Below are 24364 nucleotides of genomic sequence, written 5' to 3'. Positions count from 1 at the left end.
TTCTTTATTGTTCTGGTTCTTTCTCCTGCACCGTGCCGGCGGTGACCACCTGCACACTCAAGCGCGGTGTCGCCAGGTCGAGCCCGGCTTCATCCAGGTGGCGCTTGAGCGACAGGTTGAATGCCCGCGACACTTCCCACTGCTTGATCGGTGCGGTCTTGAAGCGGGCGCGCAGGATCGCGCTGCCGGACTCGAAGCTTTCCACACCCTGGATTTCCAGCGGCGACCAGATATTACGGCGTTGCAGCGGGTCGTTGCGCATGGCATGCCCGACATCGCGCATCAGCTTGATCGCGTCGTCGATTTCCATGTTGTAGGGGATCGCCACCCGGAAGATCGCGTAGCCGAACTCCCGGGAGTAGTTCTTGATGCTCTTGATTTCGCTGAACGGGATGGTGTGCACGATGCCGTCGATATCGCGCAGGCGCACGGTGCGGATGGTCAGGCCTTCCACCGTGCCGAGGTGGCCGCCGACATCCACGTAGTCGTCGATGGCCAGGGAGTCTTCGATGATGATGAACAGGCCGGTGATCAAGTCGGCTACCAGCGACTGCGCACCGAAGCCGATGGCGATACCGATCACGCCCGCACCGGCCAGCAGTGGCGTGACGTTCATGCCCATGTTCGCCAGCGCCACGATGGCGGCGATGATAAAGATGGTCACGAACAGCACGTTGCGGATCAGCGGCATCATGGTTTGCGCACGCGCGTTGGCCAGCCCTTTGCGTGAGCGGGTCAGGGCGTGGTGGATCGCGGTGTCGCTGAGGATCCAGATCAGCCAGGCAAACAGCAAGGTGCCAGCGAGGCCGAACAGCTTCACGGCTATTTCATGGCCGTCACCTTCGGTAAAGCGAATCATCGACAGGCCCCACACCCGCAGCCCCAGCTCGATAAACACCAGCCACACCACCAGATGCACCAGGGTGTAGACAAAGCCTTTGAGGCGCTCGGAGTACAGCGCATGGCGCTTGTGCCCGCGTTGCGGCTTGAGGGCGTGGCGGCGCACCAGGCCGTTGATCACCATGCACAACACCAGCAGCACCGTGCACAGCAGCGACTGGCGAAGGGCGGTGCTGGTGTCGCCGGCGGACAGGAAGGTGGCGAACAGTGATATCCCCACCAACAGCAAGGCCGGGATGTACCAGAAGGTGCCGATGATCGACAGGGTGTCGGTGAGCGCGCGACGGGTCAGGCGGCGCGACAGCGGCTGGTTGCGGATCAGGTGCGCGATCGGCCGGCGAAAACGCAGAATAAATACGCCGGTGGACAGCGCCGCCATTACATTGGCCACGGTTGCGGCGGTGTGGGCCAGGTGTTGGCCGAGCGCCTCGACCAGGCGCGGGTCGCTCAGGGCTTCACCGAAGGCGGCAAAACTGCCGATCCACCACAACGGACGAAATGCCTGGTGGCGCAGGATATACAGGGCGCGGTGGCGGTGCGGGCCGTCGAGCACGGAGAAGGCAATCACGCAGATCGCCGAGAAACAGGTGCCGATCACCAAGGCATAGGCCAGCACCATCGCCAGGGATTTACCCAGGGATGAGGGCAGGGCGTAGCTCAGGTAAACCGTGATCACCAGGGCGATCAGCCAGGGCCCGAGCTTGCGCAGGGCAAAGCGCAGCATGTCCCAGGTGCGCGGGTGTTGCGGTAACTCCTCGGGCAGGCCGAAGCGCTCGCGTACCCGGTGGCTGAGCCAGATCAACGCGGCGGCCAGTAGGCTCCACACCGCCAGGATCACGGCAAAGCCGAAGATGATCGGCAGCCACTCGCTGGCCGGCAGCATCAGCGCGCCCAGTTCATCCTTGGCCAGGTCGACCTCATTCGACCAGCGCCCCAGCGGGCTGTCGGCGCCGGAAAACTGCTGCTCAAAGCCCGACAGCGTGCTGCCGATCAACCCGAGCACGCCTTGTTCGGCGGCGGGCTGGGCCTTTTGCGTGGCGGCGCGCAGCTTCTTCAGGTCGCTGAGCAATTGGGTGCGCTGCTGGTCGTTCTCCAGGGTCTTGATCACCTCGTCCAGCGACTGGCCCAGCGGCACTTCGGCCTGGGGTTGGGTCTTGCTGGAGCCGCCCAGCATGCCGGGCAAGCCTACGGCTTGGGCGGACGTGAGCGGCAGCAGGGTGAGCAGGGCGATCAGCAGATAGCAGGGCAGGGCAAACAGACGGGAGAACACGAGGCGGTCAACCTTGAAAACGACGAATTGACCGAGTGTACGAGGCCGCTATGCCCAATGCGAGCGCATTTATCATTCCGCCAGTTTGGCGAGAATCTTGTACACCACGGTACCCAGGATCAACAGCATGCCGATCCACATGCCGAACACGCCGAGGGGCTTGTCGCGAAAGTTGAAACCGACCGCGAGCATGATCATGCCGATCACGATGGGGATCAGCATGGCGTGGAAGGAGGACATTGAGATCATGGAGGGGCGGCCTTGTCAGACTGGGAGTTTTGACAAGTCTAGGCCGGATTGCGGGAAGTGCAGATGATGCAAGTCAGTTTGGCAGTACACAGAACCCAATGTGGGAGGGGCGGTGCGACGATTCGACTTGCTCCCGATGGCGGAGCGTCAGTCACTGAATCTATTGGCTGACCCACTGCTATCGGGAGCAAGCCCCCTCCCACATTCGATCACATTTCGCCGATCAAATCAGGGCAGGTCGCGACTCGCATAAAACGCACCCAGCACCTTCACCAGGTGCGCCAAATCATGGCTGCCGCACAGTTCACGAATGGAGTGCATGGCAAAGGTCGGCAAGCCGATATCCACGGTACGCACGCCCAGGTGGCTGGCGGTAATAGGCCCGATCGTCGAGCCGCAACCCATGTCGCTGCGTACTACAAAACTCTGCACCGGCACTTCCTCGGCCATGCACAAGTGGCGGAAGAACCCGGCGGTTTCGCTGTTGGTGGCGTAGCGCTGGTTGCTGTTGACCTTGATCACCGGGCCGGCGTTGAGTTTCGGGCCGTGGTTGGCGTCGTGCTTCTCGGCGTAGTTGGGGTGCACGCCGTGGGCATTGTCGGCCGATACCAGCAGGGATTTCTGAATGGTGCGTACGAACTCATCACCTTCGGGCAGCAGGCGGCGCAGGGTCTGTTCCAGCATCGGGCCATCGGCGCCGCAGGCCGAGCAGGAGCCGACTTCTTCGTGGTCGTTGCACACCAGCACGCAGGTTTCGTCGGTCTCGCTGGTCAGCAAGGCTTGCAGGCCGGCGTAGCACGACAGCAGGTTGTCCAGGCGCGCACCGGCGATGAAGTCGCCATTGAGGCCGATGATTGCGGCACTTTGGGTGTCGTAGAAGCTCAGCTCGTAGTCGAGCACCACATCGGCGTTCAACCCGTGTTCGCGGGCCAGTTGCTCGGTGAGTACGGCGCGGAAGTCCACGCGTTCGTCGCCGGCAAATTGCGCGAGGATTGGCGGCAGCTCGGTCTGGGCATTGATCGCCCAGCCTTGATTGGCTTCACGGTTGAGGTGAATGGCCAGGTTGGGAATGATCGCGATGGGCAGCTTGAAGTCGATCAGCTGGCTTTCGACCTTGCCGTCACGGCGGAAGGTGACGCGGCCGGCCAGGGACAGGTCGCGGTCGAACCACGGTGCCAGCAGCGCGCCGCCGTAGACTTCCACCCCTAACTGCCAGAAACCCTGGCGTTGCAGCTCAGGCTGGGGCTTGACCCGCAGGCATGGGCTGTCGGTGTGGGCGCCGACCAGGCGGATGCCGCCCTGCAGCGGCGAGTGACGGCCGAGCTTGAAGGCGATGATCGAGGAGTCGTTGCGTGTCACGTAATAGCGACCGTTGGCCTCGGTGGCCCAGGTGTCGCGCTCGTCGAGTCGCTGGTAACCGGCCGCTTCCAGGCGCTGGGCGAGGGCGGCAGTGGCATGAAAAGGAGTAGGGGAGGCCTTGAGGAAGTCGATCAGGCCTTGATTCAACGCTTCGCGCATAAATAGCTCCAGACAGCAATGCGCGGAGTTTACCGTTCGATGGCCAGAAGTGCACAGAACAAATGTGGGAGGGGGCTTGAACTGGTCAAGTAATCTTGGACACTGATTAAGGTTCACGCCGCCAACCTTTCCTTCGAGACCGGCGACCGGTAGTCGTTGTAGCTATGAGGTCTGCTGATGTTGTAGCGCGAGACATAGCGCTGCACGTCTGCTCGGGCCTCATGTTCGAGTTTGTAACCCGCTTCAGGCACCCACTCCGACTTCAAACTGCCAAAGAAACGCTCCATTGGAGCGTTGTCCCAGCACTCGCCTTTACGACTCATGCTTTGCCTAAATCCATGTTTCAGCAGCAAATTTCTGAATTTATGACTGGTGTACTGACAACCTTGGTCAGAATGAAACAACACATCCTGAGGATGGCCACGTAGCTCCACTGCCATGCCTAGTGCTTCGCAGGTCAGGTTGGCATCGGAAATCATCGAGAACGACCAGCCTACGATCCTGCGAGCGTACAGATCCAAAATGGCTGCGAAGTACATCCACCGCTTGCCGACCTTGATGTAAGTCACGTCGCCACACCACACCTGATTAACCGCCGTCACGTCAAATTTCCGCTTGAGCATGTGCGGCGCTACCAAGGCCTCCACGCCCGGCGACTTGTACTTATGGCGCCTGCGCTGACGACTAGCGATGCCAGCTTCACGCATCAAACTGCGAGCCATGTAACGTCCGATACGATGCCCTTTGGCTTGTAGCTCCTTGGACAAAGTACGTGCGCCGGCCGACTCTCTGGACGCCTTGTGGTGCCTGACCAGCGCGGCTTTGAGCTTGTCCCGTTCGGGATTTGCTCTGCCTTTGCGCTGGCGCCAGGCGTAGAAGCTACTGCGGTTGATCCCAAACACCCGACAACACCTTTTAACGCCGTACTGCTCGTCCAGCTCATCGATCAGCGTGAATGATCTTTGGCGTCCAAAAGCAGGAGAGCACTGGCCTTTTTTAGGATTTCGATATCCAGGTCTTTCTCTCTAAGCAGAGCTTTGAGCCTCTGGATTTCTCGTTGATCAGCGGTAATCGCCTTGGCCCCTACCGGAGTCGAGCCCAAGCGTTCTTTTTGCACTTGATCGATCCAGCGGCGTAGGGCTGTGGGGCCGATATCCAGGCTGGCACAGACCTCAGTAACCGGCTGGCCTTCATCCAGCACCATGCTGGCAGCCTTGAGCTTGAACTCACTCGAATAAGATTTACGCATATCCAAACACCTCATATTTGGGCGCTATCATAGCGCCCGATTGAAGTGTCCAAAATCATTAGGCCAGTTCAGCTTGCTCCCGATTGCGGTGTGTCAGTGAGCACATACAGTGACTGACACTCCGCCATCGGGGGCAAGCCCCCTCCCACATTTACCCGTGTTCGCAGCTTAAAAGGGGGCAGGGCACTCGAAGCGCAAGCGCTCGCCGCTTTGTGGATGGGTGAAGCTCAACATGCTTGCATGCAGGCACAGCCGCGGCCAGGCAGCCAACGCTTGTTCATGGGCATACAAGCCATCACCCAGCAACGGATGCCCGATGGAGAGCATATGCACACGCAACTGGTGCGAGCGCCCGGTGATTGGCGTCAGCTCTACCCGGCACCAGTCGCCACAACGCTCCAGCACTTTCCAGAAGGTCAGGGCGTGCTTGCCGAACTCGTGGTCCACCACATGCCGTGGCTTGGTCGGCGGGTCGTAGCGCAGGGGCAGGTCGATGCTGCCGCTGTCCAGTTCCGGCTGGCCCCAGGCCAGGGCGGTGTAGGCTTTTTCTGTTTCGCGGTCGTGAAACTGGCGTGACAGTTCGCGGTGGGTGTCGGCATCCCGGGCCAGCAGGATGATCCCCGAGGTTTCCCAGTCAAGCCGGTGGACGATACGGGCTTCGGGGTAACCGTTTTCCTGCAGGCGGGTAATCAGGCAATCCTTGTTGTCATCGGCGCGACCTGGTACTGAAAGCAGCAGGGTCGGCTTGTTCACCACCAGGACAGCGTCGTCCTGATGCAGGATATGGATATTGGACAGCGGCATTAAACAGCCTCGTAACAAACGCCAACGGCGGCTCCACTGACTGCCCCCTCACCCTGTAGGAGCGAGCTTGCTCGCGAAGAACCTGAGAACACCGCGTTTCACCTGAATGAACGCGGTGCCGTTGAGTTTTTCGCGAGCAAGCTCGCTCCTACAGCAGTACAGGGGCCAGGTAGCAGAGCCGCCGTGGCGACCGCCCTTTCGATCAACGATCGGGCAGGGTGATATTGAGTTCCAGAATCGAGCAACTGCCGTCATTTTCCAGGGCGACATGCACGTCATCGTTACCGATATTGACGTACTTGCGGATCACCTCCACCAGTTCCTTCTGCAAGGCTGGCAGGTAGTCCGGCGTGCTGCGTTGGCCGCGTTCGTGCGCCACGATGATCTGTAGACGCTCTTTCGCTACCGACGCGGTACTTGGCTTTTTGTTGGCGCGAAAGAAGTCGAGAAATTTCATTGTTTAGTTGCCTCCAAAGATACGCTCGAAGAATCCCTTCTTCTTGACATCGAGGAAGCGGTGTTCCACGGTCTTGCCCAGCAAGCGATCCACGGCATCGCTGTACGCCTGGCCGGCGTCGCTCTGATCGTCGAGGATCACTGGCACGCCCTGGTTGGATGCCTTAAGCACGGCCTGGGATTCCGGGATCACGCCCAGCAGGGTCACGGCGAGGATTTCCTTCACGTCTTCAACGCCGAGCATTTCGCCATTGCTGACGCGCTCAGGGTTGTAGCGGGTGAGCAGCAGGTGTTCCTTGATCGGGTCCTGGCCTTCTTCGGCGCGCTTGGACTTGCTGGCCAGGAGGCCCAGCATGCGGTCCGAGTCACGGACCGAGGAGACTTCCGGGTTGGTCACCACGATGGCTTCATCGGCGAAGTACATCGCCAGGTGAGCACCGGTCTCGATACCCGCCGGGGAATCGCATACCACGTATTCGAAGGTTTCTTTCAGCTCGGCGAGGACCTTGCCCACGCCTTCTTTGGTCAGCGCGTCCTTGTCACGGGTCTGGCTGGCGGCCAGCACGTACAGGTTTTCAAGGCGCTTGTCCTTGATCAGGGCCTGTTGCAGGTTGGCTTCGCCGTTCACCACGTTGACGAAGTCATACACCACGCGGCGTTCGCAGCCCATGATCAGGTCGAGGTTACGCAAACCGACGTCGAAGTCGACGATGACTGTCTTGTGGCCGCGCAGAGCGAGGCCGGTACCGATAGCGGCGCTGGTGGTGGTCTTACCCACACCACCCTTGCCGGATGTAACCACGAGAATCTTGGCCAAGGTGTTTCACCCCTAAGGAAAAAGGACTTTTCAGTCCCTGAAAAACATCTCTTGGAACTCGCTGCAGGCGGACAGCCTTTGCAGGAAAAAGAAGGAGTTTCCACCGGGAAACACCAACTTCCAAATAGTCCTACACAAGTCTTGCCGGTTTCGCTTTGCTATCAGAGTCTAGAGATGCTTGGAAAATGCGGCAGTATCCGTTAAAGACGGATGATGTTCAACACATCGCCCGACAGGTTGACCTGCACCGAAGCCCCCCACAGCGGATCGCGGCGCAAATCTTCTGAAACCTTGTACTGGCCTGCGATGGACACTAGCTCAGCGGTCAACTGCTGGCAAAAAATCCGGGCCTTGGTATCACCCTTGATGCCGGCAAGGGCGCGTCCGCGCATCGGGCCGTATACATGGATGTTGCCATCGGCAAGAAGTTCCGCCCCCGGGCTGACCGAGGAGATCACCACGAGGTCGCCACCCTGGGCGTAAATCTGCTGCCCGCCGCGTACGGGCGAGGTGATGATCTTTGTCGGCTTGATCGCAGGTTCGGGTGGTTTTTCCGGTTTTTTCTTTTCTTCACCGACCAATGGTTCGAGCGGGCGCTCGCGCGCGCCGGACGGTGGCAGTACTGGCAGTTCAATGGCGATGGCCGCGGCAATGTCTTCGATACGGCTGGCGCGAATCGCCAGGGTACGCAGGCCATGGGAGCGGCATACGCGCATCAGCCCGGGCAAATCAATCGCCCCTTGGCCGGCCGGAAGTTTGTCCAGGGCCAGCACCAGCGGGGCGTTGTTGAAGAAGTTCGGCGCCAGGGCGACCTTGGCGGCCAGTTGGCGGTCCAGGGCGTCGAGGTCATTGCGGGCCAGTTCCAGCACGGTAATGGCGAGCATGCTGCCTTTCAGCTGGAACACGGGATCTTGGTCTAGCGGTTCGGTTTGGCTCATGGTCGGCGAAAGCGGCTTGTCACGAAAAGTGTCGAGACTTATAACGAGAACACTCACCCGCCGCAAGCCGAGTCGAACCGTTGTAGAATGCGCGGCCCTTGTCTTTACCGGAATCTGTAATGGATCGCCCGCGTTTTCGAGCTGTATTTCTTCACCCGCGTTTTTGGCTGCTGTGGCTGGGGCTCGGCCTGCTGTGGCTGGTCACCCAGTTACCGTACCGGGCGCTGTTGACCATTGGTCGCCTGCTGGGCGCGGGCATGTATCGCGTGGCCGGCGATCGCCGCCGTATCGCGGCGCGCAACCTTGAGCTGTGCTTCCCGGAAAAGTCCGCCAAGGAGCGCAAACGCCTGCTCAAGGAAAATTTCGCCTCCACCGGCATCGCCTTCTTTGAGATGGCCATGAGCTGGTGGTGGCCCAAGCCGCGCCTGGCGCGCCTGGCCCATGTCGAAGGGTTGGAGCATCTCAAGCAGGCGCATTTGGAAGGCAAGGGCGTGATCCTGATGGCCTTGCACTTCACCACCCTGGAAATCGGCGCGGCGCTGCTGGGGCAGAAACACACCATCGATGGCATGTACCGCGAGCACGGCAACCTGCTGTTCGACTTTATCCAGCGCCGTGGCCGCGAACGCCACAACCTCGATTCCCTGGCCGTGGAGCGCGACGACGTGCGCGGCATGCTCAAGCTGCTGCGGGCCGGCCGCGCCATCTGGTACGCACCGGACCAGGACTACGGCGCGAAACAAAGTATCTTCGTACCGCTGTTCGGCATCCAGGCCGCCACTGTCACCGCTACCAGCAAATTCGCACGCCTGGGCAAGGCGCTGGTCGTGCCATTCACCCAGGAACGCCTGGCCGATGGCAGCGGTTACCGCTTGGTGATCCATCCGCCGTTGACCGACTTCCCCGGCGAAACCGACGAAATCGACTGCCTGCGCATCAACCAATGGGTCGAAGCCTCGGTACGCGAATGCCCCGAGCAATACCTGTGGACCCACCGCCGCTTCAAGAGCCGGCCGGCGGGCGAGCCGAAGTTGTACGAAAAACGCCGCCGATAAGCGCTGGCTTTTCCCACATGGAGTGACGCAATGCGCCCAGTTGAACCGGTCACAGGCTTGATTCTTTCCGGCGGCGGGGCGCGAGCGGCGTATCAGGTGGGGGTATTGGCGGCGATTGCCGAGTTGCTGCCGCCAGGGGCGCCGAATCCTTTTCCGGTGATTGTCGGCACGTCGGCTGGTGCGATCAATGCGGTGAGCCTGGCCAGCGGGGCCACCGATTTCCGTGCGGCTATTCAACGATTGACGGCGTTCTGGCAGGGCTTTCGCAGTCACCAAGTGCTGCGCAGCGACTGGCCGGGGGTGATACGCCAGGCCAGTCGTTTCCTCATCCACAGCCTGCTGGGCCTGGGCGCCCAGGTGCCAGTGGCGCTGCTCAACAGCTCGCCGCTGCGCCAATTGTTGCAAGAACGCCTGAACCTCGACGGCATCGACGAAGCCATTCGTTGCAAGCATTTGCAGGCGGTGGCGGTCACGGCCTTCGGTTATGAATCCGGGCAGGCGGTGACCTTCTATCAGGGTGGCGGCACCATCGATGCGTGGTTGCGCCATCGACGGATCGGCGTGCCCACCCAACTGACGGTGGAGCACCTGCTGGCGAGTTCGGCGATTCCGCTGTTGTTTGCGCCGGTCAAGCTCGATCAGGAGTACTTCGGCGATGGCGCGGTGCGCCAGTCGGCGCCGATCAGCCCGGCCCTGCACCTGGGCGCCAGCCGCGTATTGGTGGTCGGCGTGAGCGGCAACCCACGGGGCAATGAACCTTCGATGCAACGCACCTACACCGGCCAGGAACCGACCCTGGCGCAAATTGGCGGGCATATGCTCAACAGCACCTTCATCGACAGCCTGGAAAGCGATATCGAACTGCTGGAGCGTTTGAACCAGTTCAGCCGCGTCGTGCCTGCTGATGCAGCGGTACAGGGCCCGGCGCCGGTGGAAGTGCTGGTGATTGCGCCCAGCCAGCCGATCGACGAGATCGCTGCGCGGCATCGCCAGGAATTGCCGGCGGCGTTGCGCCTGTTCCTGCGTGGGCCGGGGGCGACCAAGACCAGTGGGGCGGGGGTATTGAGTTATTTATTGTTCGAGGCGGGGTATTGCAGCGAGTTGATCGAGTTGGGGCGCAAGGATGCGCTGGCCAAGCGTGAGGAGTTGTCGCGATTCCTCGGCCTGACGCAGAGCTAAATGTGGGAGGGGGCTTGCTCCCGATAGCGGTGTGTCATTCAAAGTATCTGTGATTGAATCGCCGCCATCGGGAGCAAGCCCCCTCCCACATTTGACCTGCGGTGTTCAATCAGAAGTGGTACTTGACCAGGAAGCTCGCCGTGTCCTGGGTTGTCTTGAACGCGCCGCTGTCTTCAATCCCGTACTTGTTCTTCCAGTAGTCGTATTCAAAACCCACATACAACTGCTTGTCGCCCCAATGCAGCGCCTTGCCCAGGTCGTATTTGACCTGCGGGTTGAAGTGCAGGTTGGCGTGATAAGTACCACGGGCGTTCTTGTCGTTGTCCACCACCCAGTCCATGAATCCGTCGATCAATACGTCGGAGTTGCCCACTGGAATGGTGTACGACCACACCGGGGTGATCTGCCAGACACCGTCACCCGGGCGGTTGCCTTCGGTCTGGCGCTGGTAGAAGTTCAGCTGGAAGTAGTCGAAGCCAGGAATGTTCAAGTCGATGGCAGGACCGAGCAAGTAGGACTCGTTATCGCCTTCGCCGAACTCGTAGGTGAAGGCCAGCAACACATCCTTGATCGGGCCGAACGACAGGTCCTTGTCGAAAATCTTGCCGAATGACAATCGTGGGCTGAACTCGCCGTAGTAAGTATTGGGGCCGACATTGCCGTCTTCCTTGCCGTTGTAAAAGATGCGGTCGAGGAAGAAGAAGTTGTCGCCATACTTCCATGCGTCAGCATGTTCGAAGGTGACGGTTTGCTGGATCTGCGGGTTGACGGTAAAGCTCTTGCCCCACAGGTAAGTCAGGCTGTTGTTCTGCCACTGCAACAAGTCGCCGGCTCCGGCTTGGCCGGCGGCCAGCAGGGATCCTGCCAGCACCAGGCCCTTGAACATAGGTTTCATTCGGTTGCTCCCGAGTTAAAGTTTTTTTATGTTTTTTTAATCTGGCGCTCTGATGTGGCGCCTTTGGATTCGCTGAAAAAATCATCTGATTGGTCAGCTTTTATGCTTACAGCAAAAGCCGCGCCAAGGCGGTTAAAAACCGTCGATTCAAGCGGGCGCGGAGAATACTGGCTCCTACGTCTGGGCTCAAGTGCGCCGTTACAGCGCGCGCAGGACGACAATGGAGCATGCTTCAGGTGTGGACGTGCTCAACGGCAACGCGCTCAGCGCCGCCCAGGATGTTGAACAGTATGTTCAGCGACAACGCGCTGAGGGTGGCCATAGCGATGCCACTATGGGTAATCGGGCTCATCCATAGCGGCAATTGCGCGAAGAACTCCGGGCGTACCACGGGGATCAGGCCCATGCCGATGCTTACCGCTACCAGCAACTGGTTACGGCGATCAGCAATGTCGGCTTCCTGCAGGATCTTGATCCCGGTCGCCGCCACCATGCCGAACATGGCAATCGCCGCGCCGCCGAGTACCGCGGGTGGAATCGATGCCACCAGGTAGGCCGCCTTGGGCAGCAGGCTCAGCACAATCAAAAATGCGCCGGCCATGATGGTGACCGAGCGGCAGCGCACGCCTGTCATCTGTACCAGGCCGATATTCTGCGCGAAGGAGGAATGGGTAAAGGTGTTGAAGAAACCGGCAAAGAACGACGCGCCGGCATCACACAGCAAGCCGCGACGCAGCATCTTCGGTGTGACCTCCTGATCGGTGATCTTGCCCAGGGCGAGGAACATACCGGTGGACTCGACAAAGATGATCACCACCACCAGACACATCGACAGGATCGGCGCCAACTCGAACCTGGGCATGCCAAAGTGCAGCGGCGTTACCACCTGCACCCACGGTGCCAGGGCCAGGCCGCTGAGGTCGACCATGCCGAGCAGGCCGCACAAGCCGTAGCCCAGCGCCATGCCGATCAACACCGAGATGTTGACCCAGAAGCCGCGCATGAAACGGTTGATCAGCAGGATGGTGGCCAATACCAAAGCGGCAATCGCCAGATAGATCGGTGAGCCGAACGTGGCGGCGGCACTGCCACCCCCGGCCCAGTTCACGGCCACGGGAAACAGCGAGAGGCCGATGGCGGTGATCACGGTACCGGTCACCAGCGGCGGGAAAAAGCGTACGACCTTGGACATGAACGGCGCGATGAGCATGCCGAAGAACCCGGCGGCGATGGTTGCGCCGAAGATGCCCTGCAAGCCGATACCGGGCATGCCTGCCATGGCGACCATGCTGCCGACGGCGGCAAAACTGGCGCCCATCATCACCGGCATGCGGATGCCCACAGGGCCGATGCCGAACGATTGCACCATGGTAGCGATCCCGGCTACCAGCAGGTCGGCGTTGATCAGGAACGCGATTTCTTCACGGCTCAAGCCCGCGGCCTGGCCGATGATCAGGGGCACGGCGACGGCGCCGCCGTACATCAACAAGACGTGTTGCAGGCCTACCAGAATCAGTTGCAAGAGGGGCAGCCGCACCATGGCGGGCGCGGCAGGAATCTGCGGTTCGACTAACTCGGTCATGCAACACCTCGGATCTTTTTTATTTTTGTGTTGTTTGGCATTCAATTGCCTGAGTGTGGGAGGGGGCTTGCTCCCGATGGCGGTGGTTCAGTCACTGATGCCTTGAATGACACACTGCTATCGGGAGCAAGCCCCCTCCCACATTGAAGCTAGGTGAATCAGTTAGTTGGTGCGGGCTCCTTGGTTGATCCAGGTGCCGATCAGGTCTCTTTCCTGCTGGGTCATCTGGGTAATGTTGCCTAACGGCATGATCTGGCTGGCGACGGCCTGCGCTTGGATGCGCGCTGCCTGCTGCTGGATCTGTGCCGGCGTGTCGAACATCACCCCAGCCGGCGCGGTGCTGAACAACGGGCTGGTCGGCTTGGCCGAGTGGCACACCGTGCAGCGTTGCTCGATCACGTGGTGCACTTGGCCGAAGTCGGTGGTGGCCTGGGCCGGTGCCGGTTCAGCGACAGGCGCGGCAGGTGCTGCGGGTTTCAAACCACCGCCCAATGCCGTTTCCGGCAGCGGCTGATACTCGATCGCCGCAGGTGCCTTGGTCACTTCCGGAGCCGGCTTGGGCCCGGTCACGTACGCCAGGCTGATCATCGCCAACGCGCCTACCGGCAAGGTCCACGCATACTTCTGGCTGTTGTGCCGGGTGTTGAAGTAGTGGCGTACCAACACGGCCGCCACGGCGATCCCAGCCAGGATCAGCCAGTTGTATTGGCTGCCATAGGTGCTCGGGAAGTGGTTGCTGATCATGATGAACAGCACCGGCAAGGTGAAGTAGTTGTTGTGCCGCGAACGCAGCAGGCCCTTGGCCGGCAGCGCCGGATCCGGCGTGCGGTTCTCGGCGATGGCCGCCACCAGCGCGCGCTGGGCCGGCATGATGATGCGGAACACGTTGCCCACCATGATCGTGCCGATCACCGCGCCCACGTGCAGGTAGGCACCGCGGCCGCTGAACACCTTGCTGAAGCCGTAGGCCGCCGCAATCAACAGCACGAACAGGATCAAGCCGAGCAGGGCAGGGCGCTTGCCCAGGGCCGAGTCGCAGAGGAAGGAGTAGATGAACCAGCCGGCGAACAACGAGCCGATGCCCAGCAACACGCCTTCGGTGCCGCTGAGGCTGCTGCCGGGGGCGAGCAGGTACAGCGTCGGGTTCCAGTAGAACACCACGCACAGCAGCGCGACGCCCGACATCCAGGTGAAATAGGCTTCCCATTTGAACCAGTGCAGGTTGTCCGGCATGGTCGGCGGGGCCAGTTTGTATTTTTCCAGGTGGTAGATACCGCCACCGTGGATCGCCCACAAGTCACCGGCCAGGCCGCTCTTGGGATTGACGCGATTGAGGTTGTTTTCCAGCCAGACAAAGTAGAACGAAGCGCCGATCCAGGCGACGCCAGTGATCATGTGAACCCAGCGCACGCTCAGGTTCAGCCATTCCATCAAATGTGCTTCCACAGTCTTTACCTCTCGCCTGTCACCCTGTTGTCGGGTGATCCGGCCTTCTCTTATTGGTGGGGGGCGAGGATCAACCGCTCATCCTCTTTGAAAAAATGCTCATCGCAGTTATTGCCTGTGCCACTGCGATCAACCACCAGGAAGTCATCCCGCTTTTCGATCGTCAGCACCGGGTGGTGCCAGACGCCGCGATGGTAATTGATGCCCTGCCTGCCGTTGGTGACGAAGGCGCGGACCAAGCCTGATACAGGTGCATCGCCAAGTGGCGCGACCACGATCAGAAAGGGGTTGCCGAGCAGCGGAATAAAAGCCTGGCTGCCCAGCGGGTGTCTTTCCAGCATGCACACGGTCAGCGGCATGTCCTGCGCATCGGCGCGGAAGATGCTGATGATGGCGTGGTCTTCAGGCTGTGCTGTTTCGACCGTAGCCAACTTGTGAAAGCGCATGGTCGACCCGTTGTTGATCATGAAGTGATCGCTGCCGTCGGTTTCGATAACGTCTCCGAAGGGGGCGAAGGCTTCTTTGGTCAAAGGTTCGATCATCAGTGTGCGCATGGCTGTCTTCTTAATCTTGAATTGTTATTGGATCTTTGTAGGAGCGAGCTTGCTCGCGAAAAACTCAAGGACACCGCGTATATCCAGAATGGGCGCGTTATCGTTGACGATCTTCGCGAGCAAGCTCGCTCCTACAGGCTCAGCATTACTTCGACACTTTGCCCAGGACACGCAGGCGACTCACACCGCCATCCGGGAACACGTTCAAGCGGATGTGGGTAATCGGCCCCAGTGCCTTGATCTGCTCGGCGAAGGTGTGTTCGGCGTGCATTTCCAGTTTCTGCGCCGGCAACAGTTCGCGCCAGAACAGCGATTGGGTTTCGATCTGGCTGTCAGTGCCGCCTTTGACGAACGCGCCCTGGATCGAGCAGGTGTCCGGGTAGTTGCCCTTGAAGTGCAGGGTGTCGACGATGATCTTCTCGATCTCGCCCGGGTGGCCGAGGGCGACGATCACCCAGTCATTGCCAGGTGTACGACGACGCGCGGTTTCCCAGCCGTCGCCCATGTTGATGCCACGGCCCGGGTTGAGGATGTTGCTCATGCGCCCGAAGTGCTCGTCGGAGCAGGCCAGGGCACGCCCGCCATTGAGCGCGGCAGCCAGGTCGACCTGTTCGTTGTCGCCCACCGAAGACCAGTCGCGGAACGGCACGCCGTACACACGCAGACGGGCGACGCCGCCATCCGGGTAGATGTTGAAGCGCAGATGGCTGAACGCCTGGTCGTTATTGATTTCGTGGTAGTGGTGGCTGTTGCCTTGCAGCTCTACCGCCGACAGCACTTCCACCCACTGGGTGTTGGCGTCCGGCTCGCCCGAGGCCAGGAAGCAGGCTTCCAGGGAGGCCGACGGCGGGAAGTTGCCGGTGAAGAATGAAGTGTCGATGTCCACGCCCTTGATCGAGCCGGGCACGCCCAGGCGGATCACTGCGCTGTCGTAGCCTTCGAAGCGCTTGCGGCGTGACTCCCAGCCGTCCATCCACTTGCCGTTGTCATCGAAAACGCCCTCCTTCCATACGGCCGGGGTCGGCTGGAACAGGCGGTTGGCGTCGGCGAACCAGTCATCGGTCACCGAGATGATCTTGGTGCCCAGGCGGGCGTCGGCCAGGTTGACGAACTTCTCGAAAGGTACGGGTTGCGCTTTCATTCTTCTTGTCTGCCTTAGATAGAGTGGCTGGGGATGGTCGTTTAGAGGGTCAATAAACGGAACAACGCGATCTTATTGATCTCGTCCAGCGCGCACTTGAACTCTGTATCCGTGGAGTTATGGATGCGCGTTTCGAACGCGGCGAGGATCTGGTGCCGGTTGCTGCCTTTTACCGCCATGATGAAGGGAAACTTGAACTTGGCCTTGTAGGCGTCGTTCAGCTCGGTGAAGCGAGAAAACTCTTCGGCCGTGCATTGGTGAATCCCCGCGCCAGCTTGCTCATCGGTGCTGGCTTGGGTGAGTTGGCCCTGGACGGCGGCTTTACCGGCCAGGTCCGGGTGAGCGTTGATCAATGCCAACTGGCGGGTGTGATCAGCACTCAACAGGATGTCGCTCATGCGCTGGTGCAGGGTTTCGATCTGGTCGATCGAGGCATCCTGGCCCAGGTCGAAGGCCTTTTCGGCCACCCATGGCGAGTGTTCGTAGATATCGGCAAAGGCCTGGACGAAAGCGTCACGGCTCAAGGTCGAAGGTTTCAAGGTCTGGAATGCAGTCATTTCGCCGCTCCCGTGCAGGGGTGGGTTTGCTGCCAATGGCGGGCAATGTCGACACGCCGGGTGAACCACACCTGTTCGTGACTCTTGGCGTATTCAATAAAACGCTTCAAGGAGGCCAGGCGTGCCGGGCGGCCAATCAGGCGGCAATGCAAACCGATGGACAGCATCTTCGGTGCCTCGGCGCCTTCGGCATACAGCACGTCAAACGCGTCTTTGAGGTACTCGAAAAAATCATCGCCCTTGTTGAAACCCTGCACCTGGGTAAAGCGCATGTCGTTGGTGTCCAGGGTGTAGGGGATCACCAGGTGCGGCTTGCCGCTGGGGGTGTTGGGTTCCCAGTAGGGCAGGTCGTCGTCATAGGTGTCGCAGTCATACAGGAAGCCGCCTTCCTCCATCACCAGCCGGCGCGTGTTGGGGCCGGTGCGCCCGGTGTACCAGCCCAGTGGGCGTTCGCCGGTGAGTTCGGTGAGGATGCGGATGGCTTCGAGCATGTGCTCGCGCTCCTGGGCCTCGTCCATGTACTGGTAGTCGATCCAGCGGTAGCCGTGGCTGCAGATTTCGTGACCGGCAGCCACCATCGCGCGGATCACGTCCGGGTGGCGCTGGGCGGCCATGGCTACGGCGAAGATGGTCAGCGGGATATCGAATTCTTTGAATAGCTTCAGGATGCGCCATACGCCGGCACGGCTGCCGTATTCGTACAGCGATTCCATGCTCATGTTGCGCTCGCCTTGCAGCGGCTGGGCCGAGACCATTTCCGAGAGGAAGGCTTCGGACTCTTTGTCACCATGCAGGATATTGCGCTCGCCGCCTTCTTCGTAGTTGAGTACGAACGATAGCGCGATGCGTGCCTTGCCCGGCCAGTGGGGGTGAGGAGGGTTACTGCCGTAACCGATCAGGTCGCGTGGGTAGTCAGCGCTCACTGCAGTCTTCCTTCTTGTTCGTCGAGGTGGCGATGAGTGATTGTATACAACTTATTCGCCACTTTGTAAGTGTGCATTTCTGCATTTTTTCTGAACGGTCGGTTTACAAGGGTTGCAAGAAACCTGCCTGACTGGTCAATTTAAGCAAAATAACTGCGCTGTCTGCGTAGGTGCATAGAACTGTAGGAGCGAGCTTGCTCGCGAAGAACTTAAAGTCACCGCGTTTCTCCTGAAGACCCGCGGTATCGTTGGCGATTTTCGCGAGCAAGCTCGCTCCTACAGGGGGGCAGGTCAAAAGACGCGATGAGTAGGCTGAATTTATTGTGTACAATTTTAGTTGAAAATGTCTTAATCACCCATCGCCGGCTTTTTCACTGCCCTGAAAAAGTGCGGATTTCTCTTCTACTGACTTCGGGAGGCGTGTAGACGCCATGGGACGTTTGACCACACACGTTTTGGACGCCGCACATGGCTGCCCCGGCAGCGCGATCAAGGTTGAGCTGTACCGCGTCGAAGGCGCGCAGCTGGAGCTGGTTGCCAGTGCCATGACCAACAGCGACGGCCGTTGCGATGCGCCACTGCTGCAAGGTGACGACTACCGCAGCGGTGTCTACCAGTTGCAATTCAGTGCCGGCGACTATTACCGCGCCCGTGGTGTACAGCTGCCCCAGCCTGCGTTTCTCGATGTGGTGGTGCTGCGCTTTGGCATCAGCGCTGAACAGGATCATTACCATGTGCCCCTGCTGATTTCGCCTTACAGCTACTCCACCTACCGCGGTAGCTGAGTCGTCACCGCGCTTTACCCCCAATGCTCTTCGTTGGTTTCGCCCGCACGCACTGCGGGCTTTTTTTTGCCTGCGGCCTGTGGGTGGGGCGCCCAACTATGTAACGCACCCTGGATAGCCGGGGTGCCTAGGCTCGGCTTTTTCTGTACGGGAAAGCCCGCCATGAGCACTGACACCACCTCCACCTGGGCCGACAAGCTCGACTTCGACGACCCGCACACTACATCAGCAGACCGTGACGAGGCGATGCGCACGCTGCTGACCCGTCGGCTCAACGCGGTCATGCAGCCCAGCCTGGAAATCAATCGGCTCCACCAAGCGCAGGCCAGCGCCAGCGAAGCGGCCAAGGTCCTCAGTGGCTTGCTTGGCCGTGCGCCCAGAGTGCTGGGAGTCGTGCGCAACGCGCTGCATGAGGCATTTGGCCTGGACCCGGACACAGTGCTGTTCACCGAACCGCGGCCACCGGCCCCGCCCCAGAAGGTCGACAGCCTGACCGAACGCGCACTGGCCTTGCTGATCCAGCCCTATGTACCGGTCAATATCAACCACTTCACCGCGCTGAGTATCAAGGATGATCCGGCCCGTACCTTGCCTTATACGGCTTGGGATGCCCTGTTGCGGGTCAAGGGCTTGGCCTTGCTCGGCCGCATCGAACAGGCGGCCCGTGAGTATTGGCAGCAGCTGGCCCATGGTTCGTGGTTGACCCGTCGCGAGCGCTGGGTGCAATTGCGTACCTCCTTGTTTGCCGCAAACGCTTGGCTGGCCTATCGCGCGTACCACCTGTCTGACAGCGGCTATGACATGCTGCGCAAGTTGCTGGAAATACCCGAAGCCGACCAGCGCCAGCGGGCCGGCGGCGAATGGGCGAACGTTCAGGCGAGCAAGGTCATGTGGCCTGCCACCAACCAGCGTAGCGTGTCGGTTCCGGGTGCCTTGCATGTCTATCGCGAGGGCGGTGAGGGGGATTCGCCCCACGTGGTGTATCTGCCTGGCCTGTTTCGCCAGTTCTACGAATTCGCTTCCTGGCACCAATTGGTGTGTGATCTGCCGATACTGGTCAATGGCCCGCTGAGCCGCATGTTGTGGCAGTGCCTGCCGTTGCGCCGCTGGCATGAACTGTGTGAGGCACCCAGCGTTATACCCATGCCGTTCGTACCACAGCGTGGCGGCGTGTTGCGCGGTGACGCGCTGTTGGTCAGTGCCGGCGAGGCGCTGGACGGGCAATGGGATAACGAACTGGCGTGTGCCTTGTCGATCAACCACGCGGCGGTAGGCCTTCAGGGCGCGAGCGCGTCAGCGGCTCCCGATGTGCGGCGCTTTCTCAAGTTTATCGAGAAAGGACGTCGGCGCCTGGTCACTTTCCCGCGCTTGGGACACACCCTGGAGATCTTGCTGGAGTGGGATCGGCAGCGCCGCAGCGACGAGATCGTGGCTGGGCACCTGGCGCCGGAACTTGCGTTGAAAACCCGCGAAGCGCAGCTCAAGCGTTACGAAAAAGGCCTGATGGGCTTGCTCGACGCGACGGATGTGGGCAAGGACAGCGTGGCCTACCAGGATTTTCTCAGCCTCGAACGCCAGTGGCAGACACATGTAGAGACTGCGCGCAAATGGGCGTGGGGGCCGCTGGACCGTGTGTTTGAAAAAGAGTATTGGCAGGAGCAACCCGAGGGTTCGCGCAATCGTGGCTCCTTGCTGGGCTCGGCACAGCTGCAGGCTTTGCTGTACGAGGCGCAGATGCAACACCGCCTGAGCCTGCTCAGCGACGCCCACTTGGCACATCTCGAAACAGCGCTGAGTAAAGCCTGGCGGCCTGGGCAGCGGGCCACCGATACCTGCGTGCTGCAAGTGGCGGTGGGCGGTGATGCCTTGTACCCACTGCTGGGCGCGGTGCTGGTGACTTGCAACGCGGCCCAGGCCAACCCTGACGCCCCGCACCCGGTGTTGTTATATGTGGCCGGACATTACGGAGGGCTGGTGGCGTTTGACTCCCTGAGTGCGTTTGCCAAGGCGCTTGAAGCCAGCCTGAAAAGCCGCGATGGCTCGATGCTGTGGCGCTGTATCGGGCGGCACCAGCGCACGCAGGCGCGCATTGCGATCAGCGCGGTGCCCACCGATACGCCCCTGGTGGTGAGCTATGCAATGATCGAACGCGCCTTGCTCAAAGACCTGTTCATCAAGCAGGTGCAACATCACATCGAGATGAACAAGCTGATTGATCAGGGGCACCGGCTGTTCAACCAGGTGAGTGACCGGGAACTGAGCCGGCAGTTATTGGCCCAGGAATTGTTCGACGGCCTGCAGGTGCCGGCCAATGATGCACGGACCCTGGCCATGGCCAATCTCAACCTGTTGCAGACGGCCGCCATCCAGGCGAAGAAACTGCCGGCCTGGCTGGCCACGGCGACCAGCGCCCAACGCCAGCACTACAAGGGCCTGTGCCGCCGCTACCTGGCCAGTGCCTGGGCGGTGGAACGCAAGCTGTGGCTGGAGTTGCCCGACCTCGAATCCTTTGCCCGCCAGGCGCTGATCGCCCGCTTGAGCAAAGACGGTTTGTACCCGCCATTGGATATCGATAAACCCCTGCTCGATGTGCCAGATGATGTGAGTTCCCAGTTGTGTAGCTGGTCGAGCCAATGCGCGGTGGGGGATCGCGATGTGAAAATCACTGTCAGCCAGCAGCGCACGACCTTCAGCCTGCTGCAATTGGCGCTGCATAACCTGGATCCCAAAGCCCCATGGACCCGCTGGCGCTTGAACCGTGCACGCTGGCTCGACCCGGATCTGAAAAAACGACTGAGTGTGCGTTACCTGATCAAGACGCTCGCCTCCCTGGATCTGGGTGGGGAATACGACAAGCTGATCCAGCGCGCGTTTTACCCGCCGGCATCGACCCGGATACCGTCCCAGGGCTTATCCCAGGCGCTGGTCTATCGGGCTCTGCAACAAAGGGCTCAGATGCAGGTATACAGCGCGGTCCGGCAGGGCTTGAGCGAGCAGGCGCAACGGCTGTTCAGCCGCGTCATGGAGGCGCAGGTGGCCAGTGATCTGAGAGGTGACGGGCTGGATGTGCAATTGGGGTTGGTGCGTCTGGTGGGCCACACTCTGGAGCATGATCGCCATGTCGCCGCAATGCTGGTGATGCAGGACAGGCTTTCCGGACTGTGCATCGTCTATTGGCCCGCAGCGTTGGAAAGCCCGCCCATCGCCGAGTACGCCAGTGTGGCGCTGGCCGAGCAAGCCTTGAACAAGGACGGTGCCTTGCCCCTGAATCGCAAGGTGTTGGCGCGCCAGGTGGCGCCCGGCTGGGAGACCCAGGCGGTCGACAGCTACCCCGGCGAAGACCCGCAGGTAGCACCGCGCAAGCTGTTTGTACACCGTATTGACGTGCCGTCGGTGGCCCGTCTTATTGGGCTGATCGTCGGTTTCTTCGCGGTGCGGCATAAGGTGCCGGCGGTTGACCCGGACAGTGTGGCGGCGCAAATCAACGAGCAGATTGCGCTGGTGCCCGAAGGTTGGCTGGCCACGGTGACCACCTCCCAGGGCAATGCCAGGGCGCTGCTGGCCCATGCACGGATGTTCGAGGTGCAGCGTCGTACCCAGGCCCAGTCCAACTCTTCCCTGGCGTTGCAGGCGTATCGCGAGCAACGTCTGGGTGAGCAGCATGCTGCGAGCATCCGCGGGCTGCTGTCCTTTGTCCCGGTGCTGGGCGTGGGTATCAGCCTGTACGAAATGCTGCTTGCGGCGCGGCGTTATCATTTCAGCCGCGATGCCCACGACGCCGTGGATGTGGCGTTCCTGACCCTGCTGGCGTTCGTTGACGTACTGTTGTCGTTTGGCCCCGCGCCCAAGGGGGCCAGGGTTGCGCGGGTCGCCCTGTCGCACTTGCATCGCCATCATGGTTTCGCCAGCGGTGCGCTCGCCGGCCTGAACGTCTCGCCTGGCAGACCGCTCAGCCTGCTGGGACGCTTCAAGTATTCAGGCGGGTTGGAAGATGCTGTCGAGTTGAAGTGGCCCCAAGACAAGGGACGGTATGTGAAAAATGGTCAACAGTTGCTGGCCGATGGTGACGAGATTTATTCGGTGTATCAACGCCGGAATGAAGCGGACCTGCGCTTGAAAACGCCTTCTGCGCAAGGCTCGGACGAACTGGTGCTGCACATCGAGCACCCTCGTGAGTGGCTGCTGCAGGCCGATGCGCCGGTAGCGGGGCCGAGTTCCGCGGTATTCCAACCTTGGGCTCCGGCCCGGAGCGCCGGTGAGTGGGCACCGCCCTCGCGGGCCCTCACGGAGGCGGCTCTGCGGGCTTCGCCGATAGCCGACACCACCTGGCAAAGTTGGGGTTTCCAGCCGGATTTCGCGCTGAACGAGGTAGCGCCCCCGCGCCGGATTTACCAAGTGCCCGCGATGTCAGGTTACCCGGGATACGAGGTGCTGCAGTTAGGCGGCAACTATTTCCGGCTGTTGCCCCAGGGCTCTGGGGTGTCGTCCCGCAGTATCGTTTTCATCATGAGAAACCACGATCTTTCCTTCAGGGCCTATGGGTATATGGAGCGTTGGTTGGGCAGCAACTCTGCCGAACAGCCGGTGCCGACCACCCTGGGTACCGATGGTTTATGGACGCCGCATCAACCCCTGTTCAACGAACCCTTGAGCGTGACAGTGGGCAGAGCCTTTCCCATGCTGACGGAGGGCAGCCGGCTTTTTTTGGGCGAGCGCCTGGTTGAGCTGGCGGACAGCGGGACTTCGATTACGGCCACGCATTTACTCAATATCCGCGCCAGCCTCGACCATTGGCTGGCGCCGGGCACTACGGGGCATATGGTCGATTTGTTGAAGATACTCCGGCCCGCGGGCGTCCCCGGTGCGGCCAGTATCAATATAGGGGTCGATGGGGCTTCACCCGGGTTCATGCGCGTAGATTTCGCGCCTCCCTTCAGGCTCGATACCGCATTGCTCAGGAGTATGGGCAGAGGCCGTAATGCGCGGCGCTCGCAAGCGGCACAAGGCGCGGTCAGGCAGGTTCTTGAGCAGAATGGCTTTGTCGTCAGTCCCATCGACAGGCGCCATGGCGGGCCGGCCTCAATCGATTTCTTCTGTACGCATCCGGAGACCGACAGGGTTTATTTCGTGCTGACGCGCTGGGCCGACAATCGCACGGTCGTCCTGCGCTCACGGGTGGCGCCGCAGCTCTCCGATACGTGGTTTCGCCAGCGATTCATCTCGGCCACGCCGTTCTCGGCGGAGTTCGCGGCCATGAAAATCGCCCTGAACGAGGGGCGGCTGGTCAGGCTGGTGGCGGGCGTCCAATGGTCGGCTCGGTATGCCGAGCCGCCCAGTGTGTTTTTTGCCAAGGTCGCCGCGCTCACCCCTTGAGCAATGCGGTGGCCGCCGCGCCGCCAAACAGTGCAGCACTGATCCGGTTGAACCAGCTTTGCCCCGAACCGCTGCGCAAATACCGCGCAGCGCCATGGGCACCCAGGCCGTAGGCCAGTTTGCACAACAGGTCGAGCACGGTCCAGGTGGCGATCATGACCAGCAACTGCGGCAGGAACGCCTGTTGGCTGCTGAGAAATTGTGGCAGGAAGGCTGCGAAGAACAAGATGTCCTTGGGGTTGCTGGCGCCCAGCACAAAAGCCCGGCCAAACAGGCTGCGAAAGCGCGGCGTCGCCTGGGCCTGCGGGACTTCGGTGGCGTGGCTTGGTTGACGCGATTGCTGCCAGCTCTGCCAGGCGAGGTAGGCCAGGTACAGCGCACCCACGACCTTCAGGGCGCTGAACAGTTGCTCCGAGGCCAGCAGTAGCGCACCCAGGCCCAAAGCCGAAGCGCTCAGCAGGCAGATCGAAGCAAACACGCCGCCCAGAAACGCCGGGTACGAACGGCGCAGGCCGTAGTTGAGGCTGTTGCTGATCATCAGCAGCGACAGCGGGCCGGGGATCAGGATCACGACCAATGCAGCGCCGCTGAACAGCAGCCAGGTTTCCAGGTTCATCTACATTCCTCCCTTCATGCAAAAGCCCCACCCGAAGGTGAGGCGGTTTTTCAGCCA

At 60.8% G+C, this 24364-nt stretch carries 21 protein-coding genes; 4 read left to right on the top strand and 17 right to left on the bottom strand.

Going from position 1 to position 24364, the window contains the following annotated elements; genetic code table 11:
- Positions 1–4: 4 nt before the first annotated feature.
- The 9 genes from KVH01_RS12885 to minC form a co-directional block, all read right to left on the bottom strand.
- Positions 5–2170, bottom strand: coding sequence for a mechanosensitive ion channel family protein (locus KVH01_RS12885; protein WP_043049817.1), 2166 nt, complete (start codon positions 2168–2170; stop codon positions 5–7).
- Positions 2171–2242: 72 nt separating this feature from the next.
- Positions 2243–2419, bottom strand: coding sequence for a hypothetical protein (locus KVH01_RS12880; RefSeq protein ID WP_164484829.1), 177 nt, complete (start codon positions 2417–2419; stop codon positions 2243–2245).
- A 228-nt stretch (positions 2420–2647) separates the two neighbouring features.
- Entirely contained in the window at positions 2648–3937 is a 1290-nt protein-coding gene (locus KVH01_RS12875; protein WP_124401416.1) for a M18 family aminopeptidase, read from the bottom strand.
- Between the two features lie 113 nt (positions 3938–4050).
- Positions 4051–4875 (bottom strand): IS3 family transposase, encoded by an 825-nt coding sequence (locus KVH01_RS12870; RefSeq protein ID WP_404822012.1) that lies wholly within the window; start codon positions 4873–4875, stop codon positions 4051–4053.
- A gap of 8 nt (positions 4876–4883) precedes the next feature.
- Positions 4884–5186, bottom strand: a complete 303-nt coding sequence (locus tag KVH01_RS30570; protein WP_060549947.1) for a transposase — start codon at positions 5184–5186, stop codon at positions 4884–4886.
- Between the two features lie 168 nt (positions 5187–5354).
- On the bottom strand, positions 5355–5990 hold the full coding sequence (locus tag KVH01_RS12865; protein WP_005789965.1) for an RluA family pseudouridine synthase: 636 nt from the start codon (positions 5988–5990) through the stop codon (positions 5355–5357).
- A gap of 202 nt (positions 5991–6192) precedes the next feature.
- Entirely contained in the window at positions 6193–6447 is a 255-nt protein-coding gene (gene minE, locus KVH01_RS12860; RefSeq protein WP_003175252.1) for a cell division topological specificity factor MinE, read from the bottom strand.
- Between the two features lie 3 nt (positions 6448–6450).
- On the bottom strand, positions 6451–7263 hold the full coding sequence (gene minD, locus KVH01_RS12855; RefSeq protein ID WP_003175251.1) for a septum site-determining protein MinD: 813 nt from the start codon (positions 7261–7263) through the stop codon (positions 6451–6453).
- A 200-nt stretch (positions 7264–7463) separates the two neighbouring features.
- Positions 7464–8201, bottom strand: a complete 738-nt coding sequence (minC, locus tag KVH01_RS12850) for a septum site-determining protein MinC (RefSeq protein ID WP_034117002.1) — start codon at positions 8199–8201, stop codon at positions 7464–7466.
- A gap of 119 nt (positions 8202–8320) precedes the next feature.
- Between minC and KVH01_RS12845 the strand changes: the two genes are divergently transcribed.
- Complete coding sequence (locus tag KVH01_RS12845) at positions 8321–9256, top strand: lipid A biosynthesis lauroyl acyltransferase (protein WP_217881706.1); 936 nt, start codon at positions 8321–8323, stop codon at positions 9254–9256.
- Positions 9257–9286: 30 nt separating this feature from the next.
- The gene (locus KVH01_RS12840) at positions 9287–10435 is read left to right on the top strand and encodes a patatin-like phospholipase family protein (protein WP_217881705.1); all 1149 of its coding nucleotides are present in this window, start codon (positions 9287–9289) and stop codon (positions 10433–10435) included.
- Positions 10436–10544: 109 nt separating this feature from the next.
- Here KVH01_RS12840 and KVH01_RS12835 read toward each other — a convergent pair whose 3' ends face one another.
- The 7 genes from KVH01_RS12835 to puuE all read right to left on the bottom strand — a co-directional run bounded on the left by KVH01_RS12835 (position 10545) and on the right by puuE (position 17533).
- Complete coding sequence (locus KVH01_RS12835; protein WP_043049813.1) at positions 10545–11330, bottom strand: outer membrane protein OmpK; 786 nt, start codon at positions 11328–11330, stop codon at positions 10545–10547.
- 232 nt (positions 11331–11562) lie between these two features.
- Positions 11563–12912 carry a nucleobase:cation symporter-2 family protein gene (locus KVH01_RS12830; RefSeq protein ID WP_124412796.1) on the bottom strand — a complete coding sequence of 450 codons (1350 nt, stop codon included), beginning with the start codon at positions 12910–12912 and terminating at the stop codon, positions 11563–11565.
- 162 nt (positions 12913–13074) lie between these two features.
- Complete coding sequence (locus KVH01_RS12825; RefSeq protein WP_217881704.1) at positions 13075–14358, bottom strand: urate hydroxylase PuuD; 1284 nt, start codon at positions 14356–14358, stop codon at positions 13075–13077.
- Positions 14359–14408: 50 nt separating this feature from the next.
- On the bottom strand, positions 14409–14912 hold the full coding sequence (locus KVH01_RS12820; RefSeq protein WP_005789953.1) for an ureidoglycolate lyase: 504 nt from the start codon (positions 14910–14912) through the stop codon (positions 14409–14411).
- Between the two features lie 145 nt (positions 14913–15057).
- Positions 15058–16053 (bottom strand): allantoicase, encoded by a 996-nt coding sequence (gene alc / locus KVH01_RS12815; protein ID WP_217881703.1) that lies wholly within the window; start codon positions 16051–16053, stop codon positions 15058–15060.
- 41 nt (positions 16054–16094) lie between these two features.
- Complete coding sequence (gene uraD / locus KVH01_RS12810; RefSeq protein WP_217881702.1) at positions 16095–16610, bottom strand: 2-oxo-4-hydroxy-4-carboxy-5-ureidoimidazoline decarboxylase; 516 nt, start codon at positions 16608–16610, stop codon at positions 16095–16097.
- Entirely contained in the window at positions 16607–17533 is a 927-nt protein-coding gene (gene puuE / locus KVH01_RS12805; protein ID WP_217881701.1) for an allantoinase PuuE, read from the bottom strand. The genes uraD and puuE overlap by 4 nt, the downstream gene beginning before the upstream one ends.
- Before the next feature lie 431 nt (positions 17534–17964).
- On the opposite strand from puuE, the gene uraH reads away from it, so the two are divergent.
- Positions 17965–18318 (top strand): hydroxyisourate hydrolase, encoded by a 354-nt coding sequence (gene uraH / locus KVH01_RS12800; protein WP_043049807.1) that lies wholly within the window; start codon positions 17965–17967, stop codon positions 18316–18318.
- Positions 18319–18480: 162 nt separating this feature from the next.
- Positions 18481–23691, top strand: coding sequence for a dermonecrotic toxin domain-containing protein (locus KVH01_RS12795; RefSeq protein WP_217881700.1), 5211 nt, complete (start codon positions 18481–18483; stop codon positions 23689–23691).
- Here KVH01_RS12795 and KVH01_RS12790 read toward each other — a convergent pair.
- The gene (locus KVH01_RS12790; protein ID WP_043049806.1) at positions 23681–24307 is read right to left on the bottom strand and encodes a LysE family translocator; all 627 of its coding nucleotides are present in this window, start codon (positions 24305–24307) and stop codon (positions 23681–23683) included. The two genes, KVH01_RS12795 and KVH01_RS12790, sit on opposite strands and share 11 nt — an antisense overlap.
- Positions 24308–24364: the final 57 nt, after the last annotated feature.

Source organism: Pseudomonas khavaziana (genome assembly GCF_019145205.1).
Lineage (GTDB): Bacteria > Pseudomonadota > Gammaproteobacteria > Pseudomonadales > Pseudomonadaceae > Aquipseudomonas > Aquipseudomonas khavaziana.
The sequence above is the reverse complement of the archived record's forward strand: the minus strand, read 5'-3'. Positions and strand labels throughout refer to the sequence as shown.